Annotated in this window: 22 protein-coding genes; 17 read left to right on the top strand and 5 right to left on the bottom strand. The window is 72.7% G+C overall.

Features of this window, described 5'->3' with window-relative positions:
• Window positions 1-107: 107 nt before the first annotated feature.
• From rplU to Dvina_RS47710, 5 genes are all read left to right on the top strand, one after another.
• Window positions 108-422: a 50S ribosomal protein L21 gene (gene rplU / locus Dvina_RS47730; RefSeq protein WP_223098414.1), complete on the top strand. Its 315-nt coding sequence runs from the start codon at window positions 108-110 to the stop codon at window positions 420-422.
• A 10-nt stretch (window positions 423-432) separates the two neighbouring features.
• The gene (rpmA, locus tag Dvina_RS47725) at window positions 433-702 is read left to right on the top strand and encodes a 50S ribosomal protein L27 (protein WP_223098413.1); all 270 of its coding nucleotides are present in this window, start codon (window positions 433-435) and stop codon (window positions 700-702) included.
• A 349-nt stretch (window positions 703-1,051) separates the two neighbouring features.
• On the top strand, window positions 1,052-2,500 hold the full coding sequence (obgE, locus tag Dvina_RS47720) for a GTPase ObgE (RefSeq protein ID WP_223098412.1): 1,449 nt from the start codon (window positions 1,052-1,054) through the stop codon (window positions 2,498-2,500).
• 69 nt (window positions 2,501-2,569) lie between these two features.
• A complete protein-coding gene (locus tag Dvina_RS47715) occupies window positions 2,570-3,493 on the top strand; it encodes a GNAT family N-acetyltransferase (RefSeq protein WP_223098411.1) in 924 nt (307 codons plus the stop codon).
• A 16-nt stretch (window positions 3,494-3,509) separates the two neighbouring features.
• The gene (locus Dvina_RS47710; protein WP_223098410.1) at window positions 3,510-4,676 is read left to right on the top strand and encodes a hypothetical protein; all 1,167 of its coding nucleotides are present in this window, start codon (window positions 3,510-3,512) and stop codon (window positions 4,674-4,676) included.
• Here the strand turns inward: Dvina_RS47710 and trpS are convergent.
• Window positions 4,609-5,649: a tryptophan--tRNA ligase gene (gene trpS, locus Dvina_RS47705; protein WP_223098409.1), complete on the bottom strand. Its 1,041-nt coding sequence runs from the start codon at window positions 5,647-5,649 to the stop codon at window positions 4,609-4,611. The genes Dvina_RS47710 and trpS overlap by 68 nt on opposite strands.
• Window positions 5,650-5,958: 309 nt before the next feature.
• Here trpS and Dvina_RS47700 point away from each other — a divergent pair, with 309 nt between their 5' ends.
• Window positions 5,959-6,123 (top strand): hypothetical protein, encoded by a 165-nt coding sequence (locus Dvina_RS47700; RefSeq protein WP_223098408.1) that lies wholly within the window; start codon window positions 5,959-5,961, stop codon window positions 6,121-6,123.
• Window positions 6,120-6,662, top strand: a complete 543-nt coding sequence (locus Dvina_RS47695; RefSeq protein ID WP_223098407.1) for a hypothetical protein — start codon at window positions 6,120-6,122, stop codon at window positions 6,660-6,662. The genes Dvina_RS47700 and Dvina_RS47695 overlap by 4 nt, the downstream gene beginning before the upstream one ends.
• Window positions 6,663-6,697: 35 nt before the next feature.
• Here the strand turns inward: Dvina_RS47695 and Dvina_RS47690 are convergent, their stop codons facing one another.
• Window positions 6,698-6,910 (bottom strand): DUF397 domain-containing protein, encoded by a 213-nt coding sequence (locus Dvina_RS47690; protein WP_379993196.1) that lies wholly within the window; start codon window positions 6,908-6,910, stop codon window positions 6,698-6,700.
• A 138-nt stretch (window positions 6,911-7,048) separates the two neighbouring features.
• Between Dvina_RS47690 and nadD the strand changes: the two genes are divergently transcribed.
• The 9 genes from nadD to Dvina_RS47645 all read left to right on the top strand — a co-directional run bounded on the left by nadD (window position 7,049) and on the right by Dvina_RS47645 (window position 16,037).
• Window positions 7,049-7,627 carry a nicotinate-nucleotide adenylyltransferase gene (gene nadD, locus Dvina_RS47685; protein ID WP_246656680.1) on the top strand — a complete coding sequence of 193 codons (579 nt, stop codon included), beginning with the start codon at window positions 7,049-7,051 and terminating at the stop codon, window positions 7,625-7,627.
• Between the two features lie 80 nt (window positions 7,628-7,707).
• Window positions 7,708-8,091, top strand: coding sequence for a ribosome silencing factor (rsfS, locus tag Dvina_RS47680; protein WP_223098401.1), 384 nt, complete (start codon window positions 7,708-7,710; stop codon window positions 8,089-8,091).
• A complete protein-coding gene (locus Dvina_RS47675; RefSeq protein WP_223098399.1) occupies window positions 8,088-8,687 on the top strand; it encodes a histidine phosphatase family protein in 600 nt (199 codons plus the stop codon). Before rsfS ends, Dvina_RS47675 begins: the two co-directional genes overlap by 4 nt.
• Before the next feature lie 44 nt (window positions 8,688-8,731).
• On the top strand, window positions 8,732-9,121 hold the full coding sequence (locus tag Dvina_RS47670; RefSeq protein WP_223098397.1) for a hypothetical protein: 390 nt from the start codon (window positions 8,732-8,734) through the stop codon (window positions 9,119-9,121).
• An 18-nt stretch (window positions 9,122-9,139) separates the two neighbouring features.
• On the top strand, window positions 9,140-10,000 hold the full coding sequence (locus Dvina_RS47665) for a DegV family protein (RefSeq protein WP_223098395.1): 861 nt from the start codon (window positions 9,140-9,142) through the stop codon (window positions 9,998-10,000).
• Between the two features lie 83 nt (window positions 10,001-10,083).
• Window positions 10,084-10,788, top strand: a complete 705-nt coding sequence (locus tag Dvina_RS47660) for a ComEA family DNA-binding protein (protein ID WP_223098394.1) — start codon at window positions 10,084-10,086, stop codon at window positions 10,786-10,788.
• Window positions 10,785-13,058: a ComEC/Rec2 family competence protein gene (locus tag Dvina_RS47655; protein WP_223098392.1), complete on the top strand. Its 2,274-nt coding sequence runs from the start codon at window positions 10,785-10,787 to the stop codon at window positions 13,056-13,058. The genes Dvina_RS47660 and Dvina_RS47655 overlap by 4 nt, the downstream gene beginning before the upstream one ends.
• Window positions 13,059-13,062: 4 nt before the next feature.
• Window positions 13,063-14,040, top strand: coding sequence for a DNA polymerase III subunit delta (gene holA, locus Dvina_RS47650; protein ID WP_223098391.1), 978 nt, complete (start codon window positions 13,063-13,065; stop codon window positions 14,038-14,040).
• Entirely contained in the window at window positions 14,037-16,037 is a 2,001-nt protein-coding gene (locus Dvina_RS47645; protein WP_223098389.1) for a hypothetical protein, read from the top strand. Before holA ends, Dvina_RS47645 begins: the two co-directional genes overlap by 4 nt.
• A 718-nt stretch (window positions 16,038-16,755) precedes the next feature.
• Here the strand turns inward: Dvina_RS47645 and rpsT are convergent.
• The 3 genes from rpsT to Dvina_RS47630 form a co-directional block, all read right to left on the bottom strand.
• Window positions 16,756-17,025, bottom strand: coding sequence for a 30S ribosomal protein S20 (rpsT, locus tag Dvina_RS47640; RefSeq protein ID WP_223098387.1), 270 nt, complete (start codon window positions 17,023-17,025; stop codon window positions 16,756-16,758).
• Window positions 17,026-17,143: 118 nt separating this feature from the next.
• Window positions 17,144-18,364: a L,D-transpeptidase gene (locus Dvina_RS47635; RefSeq protein WP_223098386.1), complete on the bottom strand. Its 1,221-nt coding sequence runs from the start codon at window positions 18,362-18,364 to the stop codon at window positions 17,144-17,146.
• 42 nt (window positions 18,365-18,406) lie between these two features.
• Window positions 18,407-18,988 (bottom strand): PadR family transcriptional regulator, encoded by a 582-nt coding sequence (locus tag Dvina_RS47630; protein ID WP_223098384.1) that lies wholly within the window; start codon window positions 18,986-18,988, stop codon window positions 18,407-18,409.
• A 53-nt stretch (window positions 18,989-19,041) separates the two neighbouring features.
• Between Dvina_RS47630 and Dvina_RS47625 the strand changes: the two genes are divergently transcribed.
• Window positions 19,042-21,792: an FtsX-like permease family protein gene (locus tag Dvina_RS47625; RefSeq protein WP_223098383.1), complete on the top strand. Its 2,751-nt coding sequence runs from the start codon at window positions 19,042-19,044 to the stop codon at window positions 21,790-21,792.
• The last annotated feature ends 55 nt before the right edge of the window (window positions 21,793-21,847 follow it).

The following is a 21,847-nucleotide window of genomic DNA, read 5'->3' as shown; positions in this document are numbered from 1 at the left end:
TTCAAAGCGCACTTTCGTGCGCGGGGTCTTTCGCGTGCCTGTTTAGCTTTGGGGTGCGCGGTGTCGACCGACCAGCCCGCCAGAGCTACGACAGGAGTCCGCGTCCCATGTACGCGATCGTCAAGACCGGCGGCAAGCAGTACAAGGTCGCCGAGGGCGATGTGATCGAGGTCGAGAAGCTCGCGGGCGAGCCGGGCGATGCGCTGACGCTCTCCGCTGTGCTGCTTGTCGACGGCGAGGATCTCATCACCGACGCGGCCAAGCTTGCCGGCGCCGCGGTGACCGCTGAGGTCGTCGCACACACCAAGGGTCCGAAGATCCGGATCCACAAGTTCAAGAACAAGACCGGCTACCACAAGCGCCAGGGTCACCGCCAGCCGCTGACCCAGGTGAAGGTCACCGGCATCTCCACCGGGAAGTAGGGCAAGCGCGATGGCACACAAAAAGGGTGCGTCCAGCTCGCGGAACGGGCGCGACTCCGCCGCCCAGCGGCTCGGCGTGAAGCGTTTCGGCGGTCAGCTCGTGAACGCCGGCGAGATCATCATCCGGCAGCGCGGCACCAAGTTCCACCCGGGCGACCTGGTCGGCCGCGGTGGCGACGACACGCTGTTCGCGCTGGCGCCGGGTCACGTGACCTTCGGCACCAAGCGCGGTCGCAAGACGGTCAGCATCACGCCCGCCACTGTTGCGGCTGCGAGCTGATTCACGGCTTTGCGGTCCCCGGTCCGGTTTTGATCCTCGCGAAGCGTCGTCGAAACGGGACCGGGTGACTCGGGCCCCGGTCCGGTTTTGCACCACGCGAAGCGTCATCGAAACCGGACTGGGTAGTCCCGCGGCGGGCGGGGGCATAAAGGCCCTCGACCCGCCGTTGCTGCTTTTCGGGCCCACCGGGGCCCGTTGGTTTCAGGGCCGTCAGGGCCCGTTGGTTCTGACCGCATGCACCGCGGACCCGGCAGGGAGGCGCCCCGGCGCCGACCGGTGTCTGCGGGAGCGACGGTCGCGCCCACGGCGCGCCCGAGTCATAGCTTCGTGTATTTGAAGGGTGTTGACCGTGACCTCGTTCGTTGACCGGGCCGTGCTGCACGTGAAGGCCGGCGACGGCGGTCACGGTTGTGTGTCCATCCACCGGGAGAAGTTCAAGCCGTTCGGCGGGCCCGACGGCGGCGACGGCGGGCACGGGGGCAGTGTGACACTCGTCGTCGACCCCGGGGTGCACACGCTGCTCGACTTCCACTTCCACCCGCACCAGAAGGCCCCCAAGGGCGCCGGGGGAGCGGGGAACGACCGCGACGGGGCCAACGGCGCGACGCTGGAGCTGCGGGTGCCGGACGGGACGGTCGTGCAGACGCTCGACGGTGAGGTCCTGGCCGACCTCGTCGGGGCCGGCACCAGGTTCGAGCTCGCCCGGGGCGGGCGCGGCGGGCGCGGGAACGCGTCGCTGGCCAACACCAAGCGCAAGGCTCCCGGCTTCGCCGAGCTCGGCGAGCCCGGCGAGGAGATCGACGTCGTGCTCGAGCTCAAGAGCGTCGCCGACGTCGGGCTCGTCGGGTTCCCCTCGGCCGGGAAGTCGTCGCTCATCGCGGCGATCTCGGCGGCCCGGCCCAAGATCGCCGACTACCCGTTCACCACGCTCGTGCCCAACCTCGGGGTCGTGCAGGCCGGTGACGAGACGTTCACGGTGGCCGACGTGCCGGGGCTCATCCCGGGCGCGGCGACCGGCAAGGGGCTCGGGCTGGAGTTCCTCCGGCACATCGAGCGCACCGCGGTCCTGGCGCACGTGGTCGACACGGCGGCCCTGGAGACCGAGCGCGACCCGGTGTCGGACATCGACGCGATCGAGGCGGAGCTCAGCGCGTACGGCGGGCTGGAGGACCGGCCGCGGATCGTCGTGCTGAACAAGATCGACGTGCCCGACGGGCGCGACCTCGCCGAGATCATGCGGCCCGAGCTGGAGGCCCGCGGGTTCACCGTGCACCTCGTCAGCGCCGTCTCCCACGAGGGTCTGCGCGAGCTCACGTTCGCGCTGGCCGCGCTGGTCAAGGAGCACCGGCTGGCCGCGCCCACGCCGGAGCGCACCCGGATCGTCATCCGGCCGGTGGCCGTGGACGACGCCGGCTTCACCATCGAGCGCGACGACGAGGGCGTGTTCGTGGTCCGCGGCGGCTCGCCCGAGCGCTGGGTCCGCCAGACGAACTTCGACAACGACGAGGCCGTCGGGTATCTTGCCGACCGCCTGGCCCGCCTCGGCGTCGAATCCGCGCTCAAAAAGGCCGGTGCGGAGCCGGGCGACCCGGTTCGCATTGGCGTCCGCGAATTCGACTGGCAGCCGAATCAGTTCGGCGAGGAGGACTACGTGCCCGGCAACCGGGGCACCGACTACCGCGTCGAGGACCCCAACCAGCGCATCCGGGCGGTCGACCGCAAGGCCATGCGGGCCGCGCGCCGCCGGCCGTACGAGGAACTTTCCTCCGCGGGCCCGGTCCAGGACGACGATTTCTGATCCACTCCGCAACGCGATTTGCCTGGTAAAAGAAACATCGGGGAAATCGAGGGTGCGTACCGTCGTTCCATGTTGATCGAGCAACGCCCGTCGGGCGACTCGGAGGTGATCGCGCTCGTCGTCGACCAGCAGGTCGAGCTGCGGGCGCGGGACGGTGGCCGGGAGGGCCACGTGTACGCGGTCGACCCGGCCGCCCGCTACCTGGTCGCGGTCGACGGCGGCGACGCCGTGGCCTGCGGCGCCATCCTCGCGCTCGACATCGACTCGGCCGAGGTGACCCGCCTGTACGTCCGCCCGCGGTACCGCGGCCGCGGCGTCGGCCGGCGCATGCTGGCCGCGCTCGAGGACCTCGCCGCGTCCCGGGGCCACCGGGTGCTGCGCCTGGAGGCCGGGATCACCGCGCCCGAGGCCATCTCGCTGTTCCTGGGCGCCGGATACCGGCCCATCCCGCGATTCGGGCGCTACGTGAAGTACGAGGCCAGCCGCTGCTTCGAGAAGCGCTTCGACGACCCCGGGCGGGACGTGCGCGTGGTGCGCCGGGCCGCACCCGACACGGCCGTCGCCGAGCTCGTGTCCCTCTCGGCCGACGAGGCCGCGTACCGCTACGGCGACGCCGAGGCCCGGACGTTCCCGCTCGACCCGAACGCCAAGTTCGTGCTGGCGACGGTCGACGGGGTCGGGGCGGGCTGCGCCGCCATCCAGCCCCTCGACGACCAGACGGTCGAGATCAAGCGGATGTACGTGCGGCCGGCGTACCGGGGCAACGGCCTGGCCCGGCGGATGCTGGCCGCGCTGGAGGACCTGGCCGCGGGCTCGCACTACCTGTTCATCCGACTCGAGACCGGCGCCCGGCAGCCGGAGTCGATCCGATTGTACGAATCGGCCGGTTACCGACCGATTCCGCCGTATGGGCCGTACGTACACAGCCCGCTCAGCCTGTGCTACGAAAAACTCGTGATTGCTCCCGAGGCCATCGCGTCCGAGCTCGCCTGAGGCTACTGTTCGATCGGTGGGGATCCTCGAGCGGTTGACCCGACCGGCCCGTTCTCCGCGGGAGCGCTTCGCCGACCAAGTGCTGGCCGAGCTGCGCAGAATCGGGTTCACCGACGCCGAATTCCGCCCGACGCAGTTCGCCATCGTGTGCGAATGCGGCCAGGACGCGTACAGCACACTCTTCCTGTCGAAGGCCTTCTCGCAGTATCAGCGCAGCCACGGAGACCGGAAACAGTTCGTGCGGGAGTTCGTGGCGCACAGCCTCGCCCCGCCCGTCCAGCCGGCGACGTTCGCCGAGGCGCTACCCGAGTTGCGCCTCGCCCTGCGGCACGCGGCCCGGGGGACCCGGACGCTGCGCCGGCCCGCGCTGCCGCACCTCGACGAGGTGGTGCTCGTCGGCGACGTCCCGCTGGACATCGACAGCCCGGCCCGGTGGCGCGTGAGCCCGGAGGAGATCTTCGCGGCCGCCCACCATCGCACGCTCGCGCGGGCCGAGCTGCCCGCCTCGGCCGGCTTCTTCGGTCCGTCCGTCCTGCACGTGCCCGACTACGGCGGCGAGCAGTTGGTCTCCTGGGTGCTGCTGGAGGGCTGGCTGGCCGAGCTCGACGAGCAGGTCGGCGGGCGGGCCGTCGCGTTCCTGCCGAGCACGCTGATGCTGCTCGTGTGCACCGACGAGCCGCGCCTGGTCGAGCAGCTCTACGAGCTCGCGGCCGACGAATACGCCCGCACGCCGCGGCCGCTGTCGCCGATGGCCTATACGACCGACGACGACGGGCGGGTGGTGCCGTTCCTGCCCGATCGCGGCCATCCGGCCTACCCGGCGGCGTCCCGGGCGGCCCGGCGGCTCGCCGTGGACGTGGCCGAGCACCAGCGGCGCACCCTGGGCCATCAGCAGGCGCCGGGGCAGCCGCGGCTGGTCGAGGCCACCCTCGCCGCCCGGCCGGACGGGTCGGCGTTCACGTCCGCCCAGTGGACGGTCGGGACGCCGGCGCTGCTGCCCGCCGTGGATCTGGTGGGCGTGTCCGTGCCGGGCGAGAAGGTGTTCCACGTGCCCTGGGCGCTGCTCGTCGAGGCCGACCTGCTGATCGAGGAGGTCGACTACCGGCCCTCGCGCTTCAGCGTGGAGCCGGCGCCGTCGGCGGCTTCCCTGGGCTACCTGCGGGAGCGGGCCGTGCGCTGGTAGCGGCCCGACCGGCCAGGCCCATCGCCGCGCGGACCCGCCGCACCGTGGCATCGGCGCGGTCGGCGGCCCGCTCGGCGCCGCGGGCGAGCACGTGTTCGATGTCGGCGTCGCCGAGGTCGTCATAGCGCTGCTGGATGGGCTCGAGCAGGGCGATCACGGCGTCGGCCACGTCGGATTTCAGCCGGCCGTAGCCGGTGTAGTCGGCGGCGATCCGGGCGGGGTCCCGCGCGGTGCAGGTGGCCAGGAGGTCGAGCAGGTTCGACACACCCGGCTTGCCCGCCGGGTCGTAGACGACATCGGTGCCGGCGTCGGTGACCGCACGCATGATCTTGCGGCGCAGGACGTCGGGCGGGTCGAGCAGGAACAGCACGCCGTTCGTCGCCGCGTTGGTCTTGCCCATCTTCGCCGCCGGGTCGGCCAGGTCGGCGACCCGGGCCGCGACCTGCGGGTGCACGGCCCGCGGGACGGTGAAGACGGGGCCGTGCCGCTCGTTGAAGCGCAGCGCCAGGTCGCGGGTGAGCTCGACGTGCTGCCGCTGGTCGCGGCCGACCGGCACATCGGTGATGTCGTGCAGCAGGATGTCCGCGGCCATCAGGACGGGGTAGGTCAGCAGGCTCAGACGGGTACCGCTGCCGCCGCCTTTTTCTTTGAACTGAATCATCCGGTGTACCTCTCCGTAGCTCGCCGAGCATTCGAGGAGGTAGTGCAGTTCGGCGTGGGCGGGCAGGTCCGACTGGCGGTAGAGGACTGTGCGGTCCGGGTCGACGCCCGCCGCGAGCAGGAGGCCGGCGACCTGGCGGGTGAGGTCGCGCAGGCGCTCGGGGTCGTGCGGGACGGTCAGGGCGTGCAGGTCGGCGACGAAGACGACCGTCTCCTCGCCCTGGCCCTGGACCGTCGGGCGGATCGCGCCCAGGTAGTTGCCGAGCTGCAGCGGGCCGGTCGGCTTGAAGCCGGAGATGCGACGGGTGGGCATGGGTTCGTTCCCTCCTGGTGGAGGGCCGCCGGTCCGGGCGGGATTCCTGGGACGAGACGCCGAGGATGCAATGCCGAAGCCGCCCGGATTCCGGGCGGCCCTGGTGTCTGTCTGGGGTTGTCGCGATGCGCGCGAAGTCAGGCCGCCCCTATGGGGCGCGCCAGCTGTTCGATCGGGCGGTGCGCGACGGCATGGGATCGATGATAGCAGCGGGGGGAGTTTGTCAAGGGCGCCGCTGGCCCCTCCCAAGGGGCGTTTTGTGGTGTTCGCTGGTGGGGGTGCGGGGATGGTGAGGACGGGGGAGGAATCATGGAGTTCACTGAGGACAGAGCCTGGTTGCGGCTGGAATGCCCGGGCTGCCGGGCGTGGCTGGGCGTGCCCGCGGCGGTGCCGCGGGGCCCGGCGGCGCAGCGGGTGGCGCGGCGGATCGACGCGTTCACCCATCGGCACCGGGCGTGCGGGCGGCGGCCGTGATGCGCCTGCGGCAGTTTCGGATGCTCGTCGCCGGGGCGTTGCCGGACCCGGCCGCGGACGAGCTGTTCGGGTGGGCCGACGACCTGTGCGTGGAGGTGATGCCGGCCGGCGGGGACCTGCCGGTCGTGCCCTCGCTGCCGTCCGGGCCGACCGGGTGGGTGGCCTGGGTGGCGTTCGACCGGCCGGCGCCGACGCTCATCGACGCGGTGGTGTCCGGGGTGCGTGACCTGGACGCGGCCGGGCTCGGGATCGCGGCCGTGCTGGCCGACGACTCCCTGGTCACCGTCGAGACCATCGCCGAGCGGTGCGACCGCTCGGTGGCGGCGGTGCGGGGCTGGGACCTGCCGGCGCCTGTCGGGCCGCATCCGCGCCGGCCCGTCTACGACTGGTCCGAGGTCGTGGACCGGCTGCCGGCGGGCGCGGGCGTCGCGCCCGGCGTCGACGAGGAGGCGACGCTCGAGGCGGTCGCGCTCACGCTGCGGGTGCGCGCGCTGGCCCCGCGGCTGGAGCGGATGACGCCGCTGCGGTCGCTGTTGTAGAGCCGTCGCCCGGGAGCCGTTGTGGTGGGCGCCCCTCAGACGTCGAACTCGCCGTCCTTGGCGCCCGCCACGAACGCGTCCCACTCGTCCTGGGTGAAGACCAGGACGGGGCTCTCCGGGTCGGCGCCGTTGCGCAGCCCGATGAGGTCGTCGACGAACGCCACCTCGACCCGGCTGCCGTGGCTCTCACCGGGGGCCGAGCGCCACACGGCGCGGGCGCTGTCGAAGTCACCTTTGGGGTGGGACATCGTCATGGGCGTCACCGTACCGCTTACGGACCGTGTCCGTGGGGCCGGGCGAGCCCCGGCCACCCCTTCCGGGTGATGCTTCGCACTTCGCCGGTTCCGCTTGCTGATCATTACGATGCGGTGATGCGTGTTGGCATCATGGGCGGCACCTTCGACCCGATCCACCACGGGCACCTCGTGGCGGCGAGCGAGGTGGCCGACCGGTTCGGGCTCGACCAGGTGGTGTTCGTCCCGACCGGGGAGCCGTGGCAGAAGAGCGGGAGTGCGGTGAGCCCGGCCGAGGACCGGTACCTCATGACGGTCATCGCCACCGCCTCCAACCCGCGCTTCCAGGTCAGCCGGGTGGACATCGACCGCGGCGGCACGACGTACACCGTGGACACGCTGCGGGACCTGCGGGCCGCGTACGGTCCGGAGGCCGAACTGTTCTTCATCACCGGCGCCGACGCGCTGGGCAAGATCCTCTCGTGGAAGGACGCGGCGGACCTGTTCGAGCTCGCGCACTTCGTGGGCGTGACGCGGCCCGGCTTCGACCTGAGCGCCGAGCACCTGCCGGCCGACCGGGTCAGCCTGGTGCAGGTCCCGGCCATGGCGATCTCCTCCACCGACTGCCGCCGGCGGGTCGAGGAGGGCAAGCCGGTCTGGTATCTGGTGCCGGACGGGGTGGTCCAGTACATCGCAAAGCGCAGTTTGTACCGAAAAGTCGACAACATCTGAGAAGCAAAATGTCGTACCTGCGCTCTAGGCTTGGGGAGTAGCCCGGGAGTTGCCCGGGATCGTTCGACGAAGGGAGAGCGGTGCCCGCCACTGAGCGTGCCCTGGAGCTGGCGCTCGCCGCCGCGCAGGCGGCCGCCGACAAGAAGGCCGAGGACATCGTGATCCTCGACGTGGCCGACCAGCTGGTCATCACCGATGCGTTCCTGCTCGCCTCGGCGCCGAACGAGCGCCAGGTCCTCTCGATCGTGGACTCGATCGAGGAGCGGCTCACGCAGCTGCCGGAGAAGGCGAAGCCGGTCCGCCGCGAGGGTGAGCGCGGAGGGCGGTGGGTGCTGCTGGACTACGTCGACATCGTGGTGCACGTGCAGCACACCGAGGAGCGCGAGTTCTACGCGCTTGACCGGCTGTGGAAGGACTGCCCGCAGATCGAGTTCGTGGATCGCGACCTTCCCGCGACGGCATGACCCTGCTGGTTCTGTGGCGGCACGGCCAGACGGAGTGGAACGCGACCCGGCGGATTCAGGGGCAGACCGACGTACCCCTGTCCGCTGTCGGCCTCGCGCAGGCGGAGGAGAGTGCGCCGCGGCTGGCCGCCATGCAGCCGACCGTGCTCGTCTCCAGTGACCTGCGGCGGGCCTCCGCGACGGCGGCCGCGCTGACTGCCCTGACCGGGCTGACCCCCACCTACGACACGCGGCTGCGCGAGCGCGGCTTCGGAGAGTGGGAGGGGCTCGACCATCCGGCCGCCGGCTCCCGCTGGCCGGAGGCGTTCGCCCGGTGGCGGTCGGGCGAGGAGGTCCAGGCGGCCGGGGTCGAGGAGGTCGACGCCGTGGCCAAGCGGATGGTGGCCGGCCTCCTGGAAGCCGTGGACGCGGCCGGGCCCGACGCCGTCGTCGTGGCGGCGACGCACGGGGCGGCGGCCCGCATGGCCGCCGTGGCGCTGCTCGGGCTGCCGCTGACGTATGCCTCCTCGTTCGAGGCGCTGCACAACTGCCACCGCACCGTGCTGCACAGCCATCCGGTGCGCGGCTGGATGCTGGAAGGGCACAACCTCCCCTGATCTCCGGTCGGAACCGATCGGAGCGGTCTAGCGTCGAAGGTGTCATGAGGCTTGTAGCGCTGATCGTCGGAGGCGGGCTCGTCGTTGGCGGGCTCGCCGGGTGCGGCTCGACCGCGGAGCCGGTCACCGGGCCGCCGCCCGTCGTGGCCTCGTCCGGGGCGCCGTCGCCGTCGGTCGTTGTGCCCACGGTGCGGCCCTCGCTCGGAGCCGGATCGGTGCAGCCCGAGCTGGCCGTGCGCGGCACCGTGAAGGAGGGCGTCGAGCCCGGCTGCGTGCTGCTGGCCACCGACTCGCAGACGTATCTGCTGGTCGGCGGGGACAAGACGGCCCTGAAGACCGGAGCGACGGTGACCGTCCACGGGCGGCCCGAGCCCGACCTGATGACCACCTGTCAGCAGGGGACGCCGTTCAGGGTTACCAAAGTGGAGAACTGACCGGCTACCGTGCCCGTCATGGCCCGCTCTTCTGTTGCCGTGGTCACCGACTCGACCGCGTGCCTGCCGCCGCTGCCCGCCACCGCCGCCGGTGGGCGCCTGACCGTCGTACCGCTGGCCGTGGTCGTCAACGGCGTGCCCGGCCTGGAGACCGTCGACGTGGACTCGGCGACAGTGGCCGAGGCCCTCAACGCCCGCCGGGTGGCCGTGACGACGTCGCGGCCCGCACCTTCCGCGTTTTCGGCCGTCTACCGTGAGCTGCTCGACGCCGGGGCGTCCGGGATCCTCTCCGTGCACCTCTCGGCCAAGCTCTCCGGCACCTATGAGGCGGCGTGCCTGGCCGCGGCCGAGTTCGACGGGAAGGTCGAGGTCATCGACACCCAGTCGACCGGGATGGGGCTGGGCTTCCCGGCGCTCGCGGCGGCGGATGCGGCAGCGGCCGGAGCCGACCTGCCGGCGGTGAAGGCGGCGGCCGAGGACGCGGCCGCCCGGACCACCACGCTGTTCTACGTCGACACCCTGGAGTTCCTGCGCCGCGGCGGGCGGATCGGGGCGGCGGCCGCGCTGGTGGGCACGGCGCTCTCGGTCAAGCCGATCCTCAACGCCTCCGAGCAGGGGGTGGTGGTGCGGGAGAAGGTGCGCACCGCGAGCCGGGCCCTCGCGCGGCTGGTGGACATCGCCGTCGAGTCGGCCGGCGACTCCGACGTCGACGTCGCGGTCCACCACCTGGTCGCCCCGGATCGGGCGGACGCCCTGCTCACGACGCTCAAGGAGCGGCTCGGGGAGCGGCTTCGGGGCGCCTACCTGACCGAGGTCGGCGCGGTCGTCGGAGCGCACGTGGGCCCGGGGATGGTCGCGGTCGTCGTCCACCGCGTGTAGTCGTCCACAGGGTTTTCCACAGGGGCCCGGAGTTATCCACAGGGGTCGAGCGGGGCGGGCGGGGTCCGGCCTAGCCTGCTGCCATGTGGCGATCCGAGGACGACGAAGACGCGGGGCCGCGGGGGACCGAGCTGCCCGGCGGCGATGACAACTATCCATGGGACAAGGCGCCCGAGGAGCGGCGAAGACCCTGGACCGCCTTCGACCCGCAGCGGCCCGGCGCGCGGGTGCTGCTGGTCGTGGCGGTGGTCGTGGTCGTCGCCGCGGCCGCGGTGTACTGGTTCTCGCGGCCCCACGTGACCTCGGCGCCCGCGCTCGGCGCGGCGTCCGCGCCCGCCGACCCGGGTGTGTCGCCCTCGCCGGCCGTGCTGATCGTGTCGGTGATCGGCAAGGTCAACCGGCCGGGGCTGGTGCGGCTGCCCGCGGGGTCGCGGGTGGCGGATGCGATCGAGGCGGCCGGTGGAGTCGCCGCCGGGGTGGATCTGGGCGGGCTCAACCTGGCGCGCAAGGTCGTCGACGGGGAGATGATCGCCGTCGGGGTCACGCCGCCGCCTGTCGCACCGCTCGCGCCGGGCGGGGCCGGGCCGACCGCCGGTGGACTCGTCAATATCAATACCGCCTCGCCCGCGGAGCTGCAGACGCTGCCGGGGATCGGTGAGGTGCTGGCGCAGCGGATCCTGGACTACCGCGACGCGCACGGCGGCTTCCGGGCGGTCACCGACCTGCGGCAGGTCGAGGGCATCGGCGAGGCCAAGTTCAAGCAGCTCAAGGACCGCGTGACGGTATGAGCGCGGACCTTCGGCTGGCCGGGGCGGCGCTGGGGTGCTGGCTCGCGGCGATCGGGTCGCTGTTCCTGCCCGCCTGGGGCGGCTGGGCCCTGGCCGGCGGCGCGCTGCTGGTGACGGTGGCCCGGCTCGGCGGCCCGGCCCGGTGGGTCGTCGTCGCGGTGGCCGCCGGGGTGGCGTGCGGGTCGGCCGCCACCGCCGCCCGGATCGGCGAGCGCGACGCCGAGCCGCTGCGCTCCCTGGCCGCCCGGCACGCCACCGTCGAGGCCGGCCTGCGGATCGCCGATGACCCGCGGCTCGGGCGGCCCCACGCCGGGCGGGACGCGACTGTGGTGGTGCCGGCCCGGCTGGACTGGATCGGGCTCGAGGACGGGCGGCGGGTGACGCTCTCGGCGCGGGTGCTGGTGCTGGCCGGCGACCGGGGGTGGCTCGGCCTGCTGCCGGGGCAGGTGGCCGAGGCCACGGCCCGGCTGTCGCCCGCCGGGGGCGGCGACCTGCAGGCGGCGCTGCTGTCGGTCGGCTCCGGGCCGCGGCTGATCGGGGCGGCGCCGTGGGTCCAGCGGGCGGCCGGAGTACTGCGGGCCGGGCTCCAGCGGGCCTGCCAGGGGCTGCCGGCCGAGCCGGGCGGACTGCTGCCGGGGCTGGTGGTCGGCGACACCAGCCGGCTCGATCCGGCGCTCGCCGACGACTTCCGGACCACCGGGCTCACGCACTTGACGGCGGTATCCGGTGCCAACCTGGCGATCCTGGTCGGGCTGGTGCTGGCGGCCGTGCGGTGGTGCCGGGCCGGGCCGCGGGTGGCGGCGATCGTCTGCGTGGTGGCGCTCGTCGGGTTCGTCGTGCTGGTGCGGCCCTCGCCGAGCGTGCTGCGGGCCGCGGCCATGGGCGGGCTGGCGCTGGTGGCGCTGGCCCTCGGACGGCCGCGGGCGGTGGTGCCCTCGCTGGCCGCGGGGGTGCTGGGGCTCGTCGTCGCCGACCCCGCGCTCGCCGTCGACGCCGGGTTCGCGCTGTCGGTGCTGGCCACCGCCGGGCTGGTGCTTATCGCGCCCCGGTGGACGGCGGCGCTGCAGGAGCGGGGGTGGCCCCGGTTCGCGGCCGAGGCCCTGGCCGTGCCGGCGGCCGCGCAGGCCGCCTGCGCGCCGGTCATCGCCGCCATCTCGGCGAGCGTCAGCCTCACCACGGTGCCGGCCAACCTGCTGGCCGCGCCGGCCGTCGCGCCGGCCACCGTCGCCGGGCTCGTCTCGGCGGTGCTGTCGCCGCTCCTGCCGTCCGCGGCGGCGTTCGCGGCGTGGATGGCGTCGTGGCCGGCGCGCTGGCTCGTGCTCGTCGCCCATCGCGGGGCCGAGGTGCCGGCCGGACTGCTGCCGTGGCCCGGCGGCGTGGTGGGCGGGCTGCTGCTCGGTGGGCTGGTGGCCGGGCTGCTGATCGGGTTCCGGTGGCCGGTCGTGCGGCGCTGGGTGCTGGTGGTGGCGGTCGCGGCCGTGCTCGGGGCGGTGCCGGTCCGGCTGCTGGCCCCCGGCTGGCCGCCGCCGGGCTGGCTGCTCGTCGCCTGTGACGTCGGGCAGGGCGACGCTCTCGCGGTGGCGGCCGGGCCGGGCGCGGCGGTGGTCGTCGACGCCGGGCCGGAGCCGGACGCCGTCGACGGGTGCCTGCGGCGGCTGGGCGTGGAGCGGGTCCCGCTGCTGGTCATCAGCCACTTTCACGTGGACCACGTCGGCGGGCTGGAGGGGGTGCTGCGCGGGCGGGCCGTCGGCGGGCTGCTCGCACCGGCCTTCGCCGAGCCGGCGGGGGCCCGGGCGGCCGTGCTGCGGCGGGGGCTGGCGCTGGTCGCGGGGCCGTCGCTGACCGTCGGCGGCGTGCGGATCGACGTGCTGGGGCCGGTGCGGACGGTTACCGGCACCAACTCCGACCCCAACAACAACTCGCTGGTGCTGGCCGTCACCACCGGCGGGCTCCGGGTGCTGCTCACCGGCGACGCCGAGAACGAGGAGCAGCTCAGCCTGATGGGCGCGCCCGGGCTGCTGCGCGCGGACGTGCTGAAGGTCGCCCATCACGGTTCGGCGTATCAGGAGGGGGCGTTCCTGGATGCGGTACGGCCGAGGATTGCGCTTGTCAGCGTGGGGGCGGGGAACACCTATGGGCATCCGAACCCGGCAGTGCTGGACCGGCTCGCGCGGGGCGGGGCCCGGGTGATGCGGACCGACCGGTCGGGGGACCTGGCCGTCGTGCGCGACGGGGACGGTCGGCTCGCGGTCGCGGCCCGGGGAGCGTGACACGATGGCCTGCGTGTCGAATCTGCCGCACCTTCGCCTGGTGATCGGGGACGAAGAGCTTCTCGTCTCCCGTGCCGTTGCCGAGACCATCGCCGCCGCCCGGGCCGAGGAGCCCGACACGGAGGTGCGGCAGCGGGCCGGCGGGGAGCTGGTCGCGGGGGAGCTGGCCGAGATGCTGAGCCCTTCCCTGTTCGGGGGGCGGCGGGTCATCGTCGTGCTCGACGGGCAGGACGTGAAGAAGGACGTCTCGGCGGCCCTCCTCGGCTACGCCAAGCAGCCCGAGGACGACGTCGTGCTCGTCGTCACCCACGCCGGCGGGGCCAAGGGCAAGGCGCTCGCCGACGGGCTCAAGGCGGGCGGGGCCGACGTCGTGCCGGCGGTGAAGATCACCAAGCACCGTGAGCGGGTCGACTTCGTGCGCAACGAGATCCGGCGCCAGGGCGGCAAGATCGCCGAGGACGCGGCCGAGGCGCTGCTGGCGGCGGTCGGCAACGAGCTGCGCGAGATCGTCGCCGCCTGCTCGCAGCTCGTCGCCGACACCGGCGGGCGGATCGACACGAAGACCGTCGCGCAGTACTACACCGGCAAGGCCGAGGTGTCCGGCTTCACTGTCGCCGACGCCGTCATGGTGGGCGACACGGCGGCCGCGCTGGAGGCGCTGCGGTGGGCGATCCACATCGGCGTCGATCCCGTCCCGATCGCCGACGCCATCGCCGACGGGGTCCGGACCGTCGCCAGAGTGGCCGCCGCCGGCAAGGGCAACGCATATCAACTCGCCTCCAGTTTGGGAATGCCTCCGTGGAAGGTCGAACGCGCGCAGCGCCAAGCCCGTGGCTGGACGGCCGAGGCGCTCGTTGATGCCATGCGAGCGGCCGCAGAGTGCAACGCGGCCGTGAAGGGTGGATCTGATGACCGCGGCTATGCCCTCGAGCGGGCGGTGTTCGCAGTGGTCGCTGCGCGCGGTGGAGGAATAGGACGATGACGACGAGCAACGGGTTTGCGCAACAGGCGCCGCTTTACGTGCGGGCGCTGCGCCTACGGCACCTGCACGTGGGCGGGTTCGTGAGTTTCCTGCTGTTCGAGTGCATGATCGCCGTCGGGGTGCTCCTGGCCTTGGCCGAACTCGTCAGCTGGTGGGCGGTCCCCGTCCTGCCGACCGTCGTGGCGATCATGGTAAAGGTCAACGACATGGTCATCGGCGGGTCCCGCCGGGCCCGGGCCATGGCGCGGGCGGCGGAGCGGGGTTCATCCGAACGAGCGTCATCCGGCCGGGTGGACTTGGATGACCGGACCGACGACACGCCCTCGGTTGCCCGGCGTACCACGACTTCGCTCGATCGGGCCGAGATCGCCCGCGCGGGGCGGGCCGCTCGATCGGCGGCTGCGGGCGGTGCGCGTACCGGAGCGGTGACCGGCTCCGGGGCTGACGCCGGGCCGGCCGTGGGCGCGGGGACGGGCTCCGGGTCCGGCTCTGCACCTGCGACTGGGGCCGGTTCTGGGACCGGAACCGGGACTGGGACCGGGGCTACTCGGACCCGGACCATTGAGCCGCCCGCGCAGCGCAAGAAGGTCGGCGTCATCAAGATCTCCCTGCCGCCCAAGGACGGCGGGGTCGGGGGCGGGTCGCGGCACTCGGCTGACGAGGGGCCGCGAGAGGTGGTCGACGCCGGGTACGGGATCTCACCCGGCACCGGTTCGGACGGGGCCACCGGCGATCCGGCTCCGTTGCCCGCTGCCGCGGATGCGGACTCGGGTGCGTATGCGGCGTCCGGTGCCCATGCGGCTGTGGACGACACCGCCGGTTCGCACGGTGCCGGTGCGCATGGTGCCGGTTCGACGTACGTGAGCGGCGCGTACGCCGAGGCGCACGCGGTGACCGGTGACGAGTGGACCGATACCGACTCGCACGGGTTCCAGCGGTCGCGGCCCCTGCACCCGTCGGGGTGGAGCGAGCGGGCGGTGCAGGACCCGTGGGCCACGACGACCGCCGCGGTGGAGCCTGCGCACGCGGTGGGCAACGACGCGCAGGAGGACTGGTCGACCGACACCGGGGCCGGCTGGGGCGACCGGGCCGCTTGGAGCTCCTCGGTCAGCGGCAACGGGCAGGCGAACTGGGGTGACGAGACCGTCTGGGGTGACCGGGCGGCCTGGGTCGAGCAGGAGCCAGTCGTGCAGCACGGTCGCGGGGGGCGCGGGGGGCAGCACGCTTCCGGGGCGGGGGGCTCGGCGGATTCGTATGGGTATGGGCAGTACGCGCCGGCGCAGCAGAACGCGCAGGACTGGGACGACGAAACCGGATTCGCCGACCAGGCGGCCTGGCGGGCTCGGTCGCCGTACGGTTCGCGCAGCACCTGGGGCACCTACGGCGAGTGGGAGCCCGGCGCTCCCGACTACGTCTCCGACTACACCGGGCCGGACTCGGCCGCGGGCTCAACCACCGGTTCAGCCGCCGGTTCAGTCACTGGTTCGGGAAGCGGGTCGGCTTACAACTCGGCCACGGGTTCGGCTGCCGGCTCGACATACGGCTCAGGCACCGGCTCGGCCTACGGGTCGGGCGCCGGCTCGGCCTATGGTTCGGCCTATGGTGAGGTGAGCCGGGAAGAGGCGGCTCGCGATCTGGCGGCGCGGGGAGAGGCGTACCGGACGGGCGATGTTCGCAACGATGACCCGTACGGCTGGCGGGGCGACTCCCGGACCACTGGCGAACACCGGCGCGGTGACGAAGACCACCCGCACGGCGACGCCGCCCGCCACGACGACGGCAGCGACGGGCGCGATGGGCGTGCGCTGAACCGGGAGTCCGGCGGCCGTCACGCCCGGCAGCAGCCGCCGCCCCCGGGTCGGCGCCGCTCCGAGGACGCCGACAACTTCACGTCGGGCCACTTCCCGACCGGCCGGCACGCCGATCGCGGCTGGCGCTCCGACGACGAACTGGCCCGGCAGCGGGCAGGGGGCGTGAACCAGGGGCGGTTCGCCTGATCGACTTTGCTCTGCCGGCTTGATTGTGGGCCGGTCGGCAACCGATAGTTCCGATTTATCCGGCCCTGAGGGTCGGTGGTGTGGCCTTGGAAGGCTTTCGGGCCCTCCAAGGCCACTTTGTTGCGCGCGATATGTCGGGCGCTTCGCTTGCTCGACATATCGGACTTATGCCCTGTCAGGCGATATGTCGTATTGGTGAAGCGTGCCGGTGGACCCCGTAAAGCGGGTCGGCCGCGGGCCATGTGGGCTGCGCGGGGTGCCGGGTTCGCGGGAATCGGCTGCCCGGCCGCCGAATGCGGCTGGCGATGGTGTCTCTCGACTGCGCCAGGCCAGTCCGGGGCCTCGTGCAGTGCGGCGGAAAGCGGTCGCCCCGGTTTGGCTCATGGGGGTCGCCGGACGCGTCTGTGCGGTGTCCACCAAACTGGGCCGGCTTTGCGCGGCTGCCTGACCGGGGCCGACGTCAGTGCCGATCCGGCCAACATCGGTGGACACGGCACTAGCTGTGGGTGGCTCTGGACCTATGGCGGGCCGGTGCGGGGTTCTGGGCGGTTGACCGGGGCGGTGGGCCATCGTGCGGGGCGTCGGCTGGAGGGGTCGGGCCGCTGCTGGGGTCGGGTGCGGCGTGGTGGTGGAGGCGGGGAGTGGGCATGGCAAAAGCGCCGCTCCACAGGGTGTGGGCGGCGCTTTTCGCGGTGCTGCGTCGGTGCCTTGGCTCCGGTCAGGCGGAGGTGAGGCTGTGCAGCTTCTTGGTGATGGCCGACTTGCGGTTGGCGGCCTGGTTCTTGTGGATCACGCCCTTGCTGGCGGCCTTGTCCAGCTTGCGGGAAGCGTTTTCCAGCAGCGCCTTGGCGGTCTCGTTGTCGCCGGCGGCGGTCGCCTCGTGGAACTTGCGGATGGCCGTCTTCAGCGACGACTTGACCGACTTGTTGCGCAGGCGGCGCTTCTCGTTCTGCCGGTTGCGCTTGATCTGGGACTTGATGTTCGCCACGCGACAGCCTCGTCTTATAGCTCGGGTTGGGTTCCTTGAGCGCATGGCACGACGGCGCGTCACCTAGCGCGATGAATCAGGCTACCAGGTCACCCCCCGGCCAGCCAAAACGAGCCGGCTACAGGGCGCTGCCCTTGACGTACTGGTCCCAGGGGAGTTCCCAGTCGGTCCAGCCGTCGCCGTACTTCACCCGCTCCTCGGTGTTCTTCACGATGACCGGGTCGCCCAGATGGGTGACGGTGTACAGCCACTGCGCGAGCTCGAGCGAGATGTTCACGCAGCCGTGGGAGACGTTGCGGCGGCCCTGGTCGTCCACCGACCAGGGGGCGGCGTGGATGTACTGGCCGCTCCACGTGATGCGCTGCGGGTACTGGACCTTCGTGCGGTAGCCGTCCGGGGAGTCGACCGGGACGCCGTAGGTGGAGGAGTCGAACCACTCCCACTCGTTCTTCACCATGACGATGAAGTTGCCGCTGTCCGACGGGTTGCTGGGCTTGCCCAGGCTCACCGGCATGGTCTTGATGACGACGCCGTCCTCGGTGATCGTCATCTTCTTCGTGGTGTTGTCGACGTCCATGATGAGGCGCTTGCCCACCGTCGCATCGACGGTGAGGTCCTTCTCGGCGTAGGTCTTGCCGCCCATGGAGACGCCACCCAGCGCGGCGCGGAGCTTGAGTTTGGTGCCGGCCTGCCAGTACTCCTTCGGGCGGAAGTGCACCTCCTTGGCGCTGAACCAGTTCCAGACGCCCTCCTGCGGCGGGTCGGAGGACATGAAGAGACGGCGCTGGACGCCGGCCCGGGCGTCCTTCGGGATGTCGTTGGCGAAGGACAGGATCATCGGCATGCCGACGCCGACGACCTGGTTGTCGCCGATCTGGCTGGTGACGCGGACGAAGTTGGACGGCTTGGCCATGGTGGTGAACTTCACCTCGCCGGTGGCACCGTCGGACTTCACCGTTGCGGTGTACTCGGTCGCCCACTTGAGCTGCTTGTCCGGCACCCAGTGCACCCCGTCGGCGGGCGCGGCGGAAGCGGACGGGCCGGCCGACGGCGGGCGGGTGGCCTGCTGCTGCACGACGGTGCCGGTGACGGCGGCGCCAGTGGCGTCCTGCAGTGTCACCTCGGCCGTGGCGGGGGCGTCGAAGACCAGGTCGAGGCCCGTGGTGACGTCCTTGGCCCCGTCGGCCGGCGCGGAGATCCGGATCTTCTTGGCGTCAGCGGCGGGGCCGGCCGATCCACCGGTACCGCCGCCAGGGCTCTTCCACGAGGTGTCCGAGTTGGAGCATGCGGTGAGTGCGAGGGCGCTCACCACCAGCAATGTCGTCCATCGAGGCCGCATGGACCCAGCTTGCCCGACCGCGGCAACTGCGCAAAGCCGAGGTCAGGCGCTTGCGGAGAGGTCACCGCGGGGGGCCGGGGCGGCCGGCGCGGCGGGGAGGCCGCCGGGGGTGCGCAGCAGGGCGCGGTCGGCGTCGTCGACGAACGACAGGTCGGCCTCGACGTGCCGGGTGGCCGCCGAGAGCAGCAGGGCGACCACCGGGTCGGTGGCCTTGCGGCGCAGGCCGTCGAGGTTGCGCAGCTCGCGCATCAGGTAGGTGCGCTGCTGGGAGAGGACGGTCTTCACCGTGTCGGCGTCGCCGGAGCGGGCGGCCGCGGTGACCTTCAGGAAGAAGTCGTCGCGGAAGCCGCCGCTGCGCGGGGACGCCTCGCCCAGCCAGCGGGTCAGCTCGGCGTGGCCGGCCTCGGTGATCTCGTAGACGACCCGGTCCGGCTTGACCGCCTGGGCGTGGCGCTGGGAGACGACCATGCCGTCGCGGGAGAGGCGGTCGAGGATCTGGTACAGGTGGCCGATGTTCAGCGGACCCCACTGCGGGCCGACTGCTGTCTCGAAGGCGCCCTTGAGCTCGTAGCCGTAGCTGGGGCCGTGCGAGAGCAGTGACAGCACCGCGTGATGGATCGGCATGACCCGAGATCGTACCCCTTGCATTGTCGCAATGTACGGGCCAGAGTAAGCGCGTGATCCCATTCATCTGGGCCCATCTGCGCAACCGGAAAGCCCGCGCGACAGCGCTGCTGCTCGGCGTCCTCGTGGCGACCACCGGGTTCACCGTGCTCACCGGTGCGACGCAGACCGCTCAGCTGGAGGTCACGGGCGAGGTGAACCGGTCGGCCGGCGCGGCGTACCAGGTGCTGGTGCGGCCCAGGGGGACCCGCACGGCGCTCGAGGACGACAGGCAGAAGGTGCGGCCCAACTCGCTCAGCGGCATCTACGGCGGGATCGCCCCGGAGCAGGTGCGGCAGATCGCGGCCCTTGACGGCGTGGAGGTCGCCGCGCCGATCGCCATGGTCGGCTACGCCAACCAGGGCCGCGATTACAAGCTGGACCTCACGAACCTCGTGGACCGCTCGCTCGAGCGCCAGCTGATCCGCATCGACCGGACCTTCCTGGCCGACCGCGGGCTGAGCAGCGCCAAGGCCCGGGCCAACTTCGTGTACTTCACCAAGCACACGGTGGCCTGGCCGAAGCTCAACGGTGGGACGTCGGACCGTATGGAGTACACCGACGGCTCGATCCACGCCGGGCGGGACCTCTGCGACGACGGCCTGGCCGCGCTCGAGGACGGCGCCCCGATCTGCCAGTGGATCGACCGGGAGGAAATGTCGAGCCTGATGAGCGACACGCAGGGCGCCAGCATCCAGATCTTCCAGCTCACCGCGGACGGCCGGTTTCTGCACAACGCCTTCACGCCGGGCGGGTACGTGCTCGAGACGGCCGACCGGGCGGAGGTGGACCTGTCCTGGCAGGTGCCGATGCTGCTGGCCGCCGTCGACCTGCAGGCCGAGGCGCGGCTGGTCGGGCTGGACCGGGCGATCACCGCCGGGCACTACATCGGCCCGGACGACCGGCTCACCAAGCAGCCGTCCTCGCCGATCTACGAGCCGATCCTGCCGGTGCTGTCGGTCGAGCGGCCGTATCCGGACAACAGCCTGCAGTTCGGCCTCAGCCGGATCGCCATGACGGCCCCGCCGCCCGGCGACACGCCGGCCAGGGCGCTGGCCGCCCTCGACGCGACGACCGGGCCGCAGCTGGAGACCCGCACGGTCGGCGGAGACCCGGAGGTCGTCGGCGGCGGCACCCAGCTGCACCCGTTCATGCGGGTCGGCGGGGTCGACTACCTGGAGAACCCGGACGGCTCGCTCACCGCGATCCCGGTCGAGACCAGCCCCGAGGCCTGGCGCAGCCCGGACACCTCCGGCATCCACCTGCCCTGGCAGATCTACGACTCCTCGTTCCGCTCGATCTCCCAGACCGGGAAGCTCGGCTTCACCCGCGTCGTCGGGCTCTACGACCCCGGCAAGGTGCAGGTGTTCGACCCGCTGAGCAAGGTGCCGCTGGAGACCTATCAGGCGCCCGAGGCCACCGGCGGCGACAAGCGCAGCCGGGACCTGCTCGGCAATGCGCCCCTGCGGCCCGACGGCAACCCGGCCGGCTACCTGGCCACCCCACCCACGCTGCTGACCAGCCTGGACCTGCTGGACCAGCTGTATTCGAAGCTCGGGCCCGAGAGCGCGCGCAAGGCGCCGATCTCGGCGGTCCGCGTCCGGGTGGCCGACGTGCGCGGCTTCGACGCCGCCGCGCGGGAGCGGGTGCGGGTCGTGGCCGAGCGGATCGCGGCCGCAACCGGGCTCGACGTGGACATCACCTACGGCTCCTCGCCGCAGCCGCAGGCCGTGGACATCGCCGCCGGCAAGTTCGGGCGGCCGCAGCTGCGACTCTCCGAGCTGTGGACGCGCAAGGGGGTGGCCGCGGCGATCGTGAGCGCGGTGGACCGCAAGAGCGTGGTGCTGTTCGCGCTCGTCCTCGTCGTCTGTGCGCTCTTCCTGGCCAACGCCGTCTTTGCGGGGGTACGCGACCGCCGCACCGAGCTCGCGACGCTCACGGCACTGGGCTGGCCGGCCCATCGCGTGTTCGGCGCGGTGCTCGGCGAGGTGGCGGTGATCGGGCTCGTCGCGGGGGCCGGGACGGTGCTGCTGGCCGGCCCGCTGGGGCACCTGCTCGGCGTGGGGGTTGCGTGGTCGCGGGCGCTGCTGGCGGTACCGATAGCGCTGCTGCTCGCCCTGCTGGCCGGGCTGCTGCCGGCGTTGTCGGCGGCGCGGGCGCGGCCGGCGGAAGGGTTGCGTACCGTGGCCCGGCTGCCGCGGCGAGCCGGGCGGCCACGGGGGCCGATCGGGCTCGGCCTGCGCAACCTGCTGCGGGTGCCGGGGCGGACGCTGCTCGGCGCGGCCGCCCTGGCGATCGGGATCACCGCGGCCACGGTGCTGGGGGCGATCACGTTCGCCTTCCACGGCGCGATCGTCGGGACGCTGCTCGGCGATGCGGTGTCGCTGCAGGTGCGGGCGGTGGACACGGTCGCCGTCGCGGCCACCGTCCTGCTCGGCGCGCTGGCCGTGGCCGACGTGCTCTACCTGAACATCCGCGATCGCTCGGCCGAGCTGGCGACGCTGCGGGCGACCGGGTGGACGGCGGGTGCGCTGGCCCGCCTGGTCGCCGCGGAGGGGTTTGGGATCGGGGTGCTCGGCGGGCTCGCCGGGGCCGGGCTCGGGCTGGGCGGCGCGGCCTGGCTTGTCGGCTCGGTCACGCCGGGGCTGCTGTGGACCGCGGCGGTGGCCGTGGTCGCGGGCGCGCTGATCGCCACCGTGGCCGCGATCGTCCCCGCGCTGCTGCTGCAACGCCTGCCCACCGCCCGACTGCTGGCAGAGGAGTGAGTTGGTGCTGTCGATTGAGGGGCTGACCAAGCGGTTCCGGACCGGCGGGGCGCAG

The sequence above is a fragment of the Dactylosporangium vinaceum genome, assembly GCF_019904175.1.
Classification (GTDB): domain Bacteria; phylum Actinomycetota; class Actinomycetes; order Mycobacteriales; family Micromonosporaceae; genus Dactylosporangium; species Dactylosporangium vinaceum.
This window is presented reverse-complemented; position numbering and strand designations above follow the sequence as displayed.

Coding starts and splice junctions, on each gene's coding strand:
- Dvina_RS47715 (WP_223098411.1), top strand. CDS start 2,570: ATGTTGATCGAGCAACGCCCGTCGGGCGACTCGGAGGTGATCGCGCTC.
- Dvina_RS47660 (WP_223098394.1), top strand. CDS start 10,084: ATGTGGCGATCCGAGGACGACGAAGACGCGGGGCCGCGGGGGACCGAG.
- nadD (WP_246656680.1), top strand. CDS start 7,049: ATGGGCGGCACCTTCGACCCGATCCACCACGGGCACCTCGTGGCGGCG.
- Dvina_RS47700 (WP_223098408.1), top strand. CDS start 5,959: ATGGAGTTCACTGAGGACAGAGCCTGGTTGCGGCTGGAATGCCCGGGC.
- Dvina_RS47690 (WP_379993196.1), bottom strand. CDS start 6,910: ATGTCCCACCCCAAAGGTGACTTCGACAGCGCCCGCGCCGTGTGGCGC.
- Dvina_RS47665 (WP_223098395.1), top strand. CDS start 9,140: ATGGCCCGCTCTTCTGTTGCCGTGGTCACCGACTCGACCGCGTGCCTG.
- Dvina_RS47655 (WP_223098392.1), top strand. CDS start 10,785: ATGAGCGCGGACCTTCGGCTGGCCGGGGCGGCGCTGGGGTGCTGGCTC.
- rplU (WP_223098414.1), top strand. CDS start 108: ATGTACGCGATCGTCAAGACCGGCGGCAAGCAGTACAAGGTCGCCGAG.
- Dvina_RS47630 (WP_223098384.1), bottom strand. CDS start 18,988: ATGCCGATCCATCACGCGGTGCTGTCACTGCTCTCGCACGGCCCCAGC.
- rpmA (WP_223098413.1), top strand. CDS start 433: ATGGCACACAAAAAGGGTGCGTCCAGCTCGCGGAACGGGCGCGACTCC.
- Dvina_RS47675 (WP_223098399.1), top strand. CDS start 8,088: ATGACCCTGCTGGTTCTGTGGCGGCACGGCCAGACGGAGTGGAACGCG.
- Dvina_RS47670 (WP_223098397.1), top strand. CDS start 8,732: ATGAGGCTTGTAGCGCTGATCGTCGGAGGCGGGCTCGTCGTTGGCGGG.
- Dvina_RS47635 (WP_223098386.1), bottom strand. CDS start 18,364: ATGCGGCCTCGATGGACGACATTGCTGGTGGTGAGCGCCCTCGCACTC.
- trpS (WP_223098409.1), bottom strand. CDS start 5,649: ATGCCCACCCGTCGCATCTCCGGCTTCAAGCCGACCGGCCCGCTGCAG.
- Dvina_RS47645 (WP_223098389.1), top strand. CDS start 14,037: ATGACGACGAGCAACGGGTTTGCGCAACAGGCGCCGCTTTACGTGCGG.
- holA (WP_223098391.1), top strand. CDS start 13,063: ATGGCCTGCGTGTCGAATCTGCCGCACCTTCGCCTGGTGATCGGGGAC.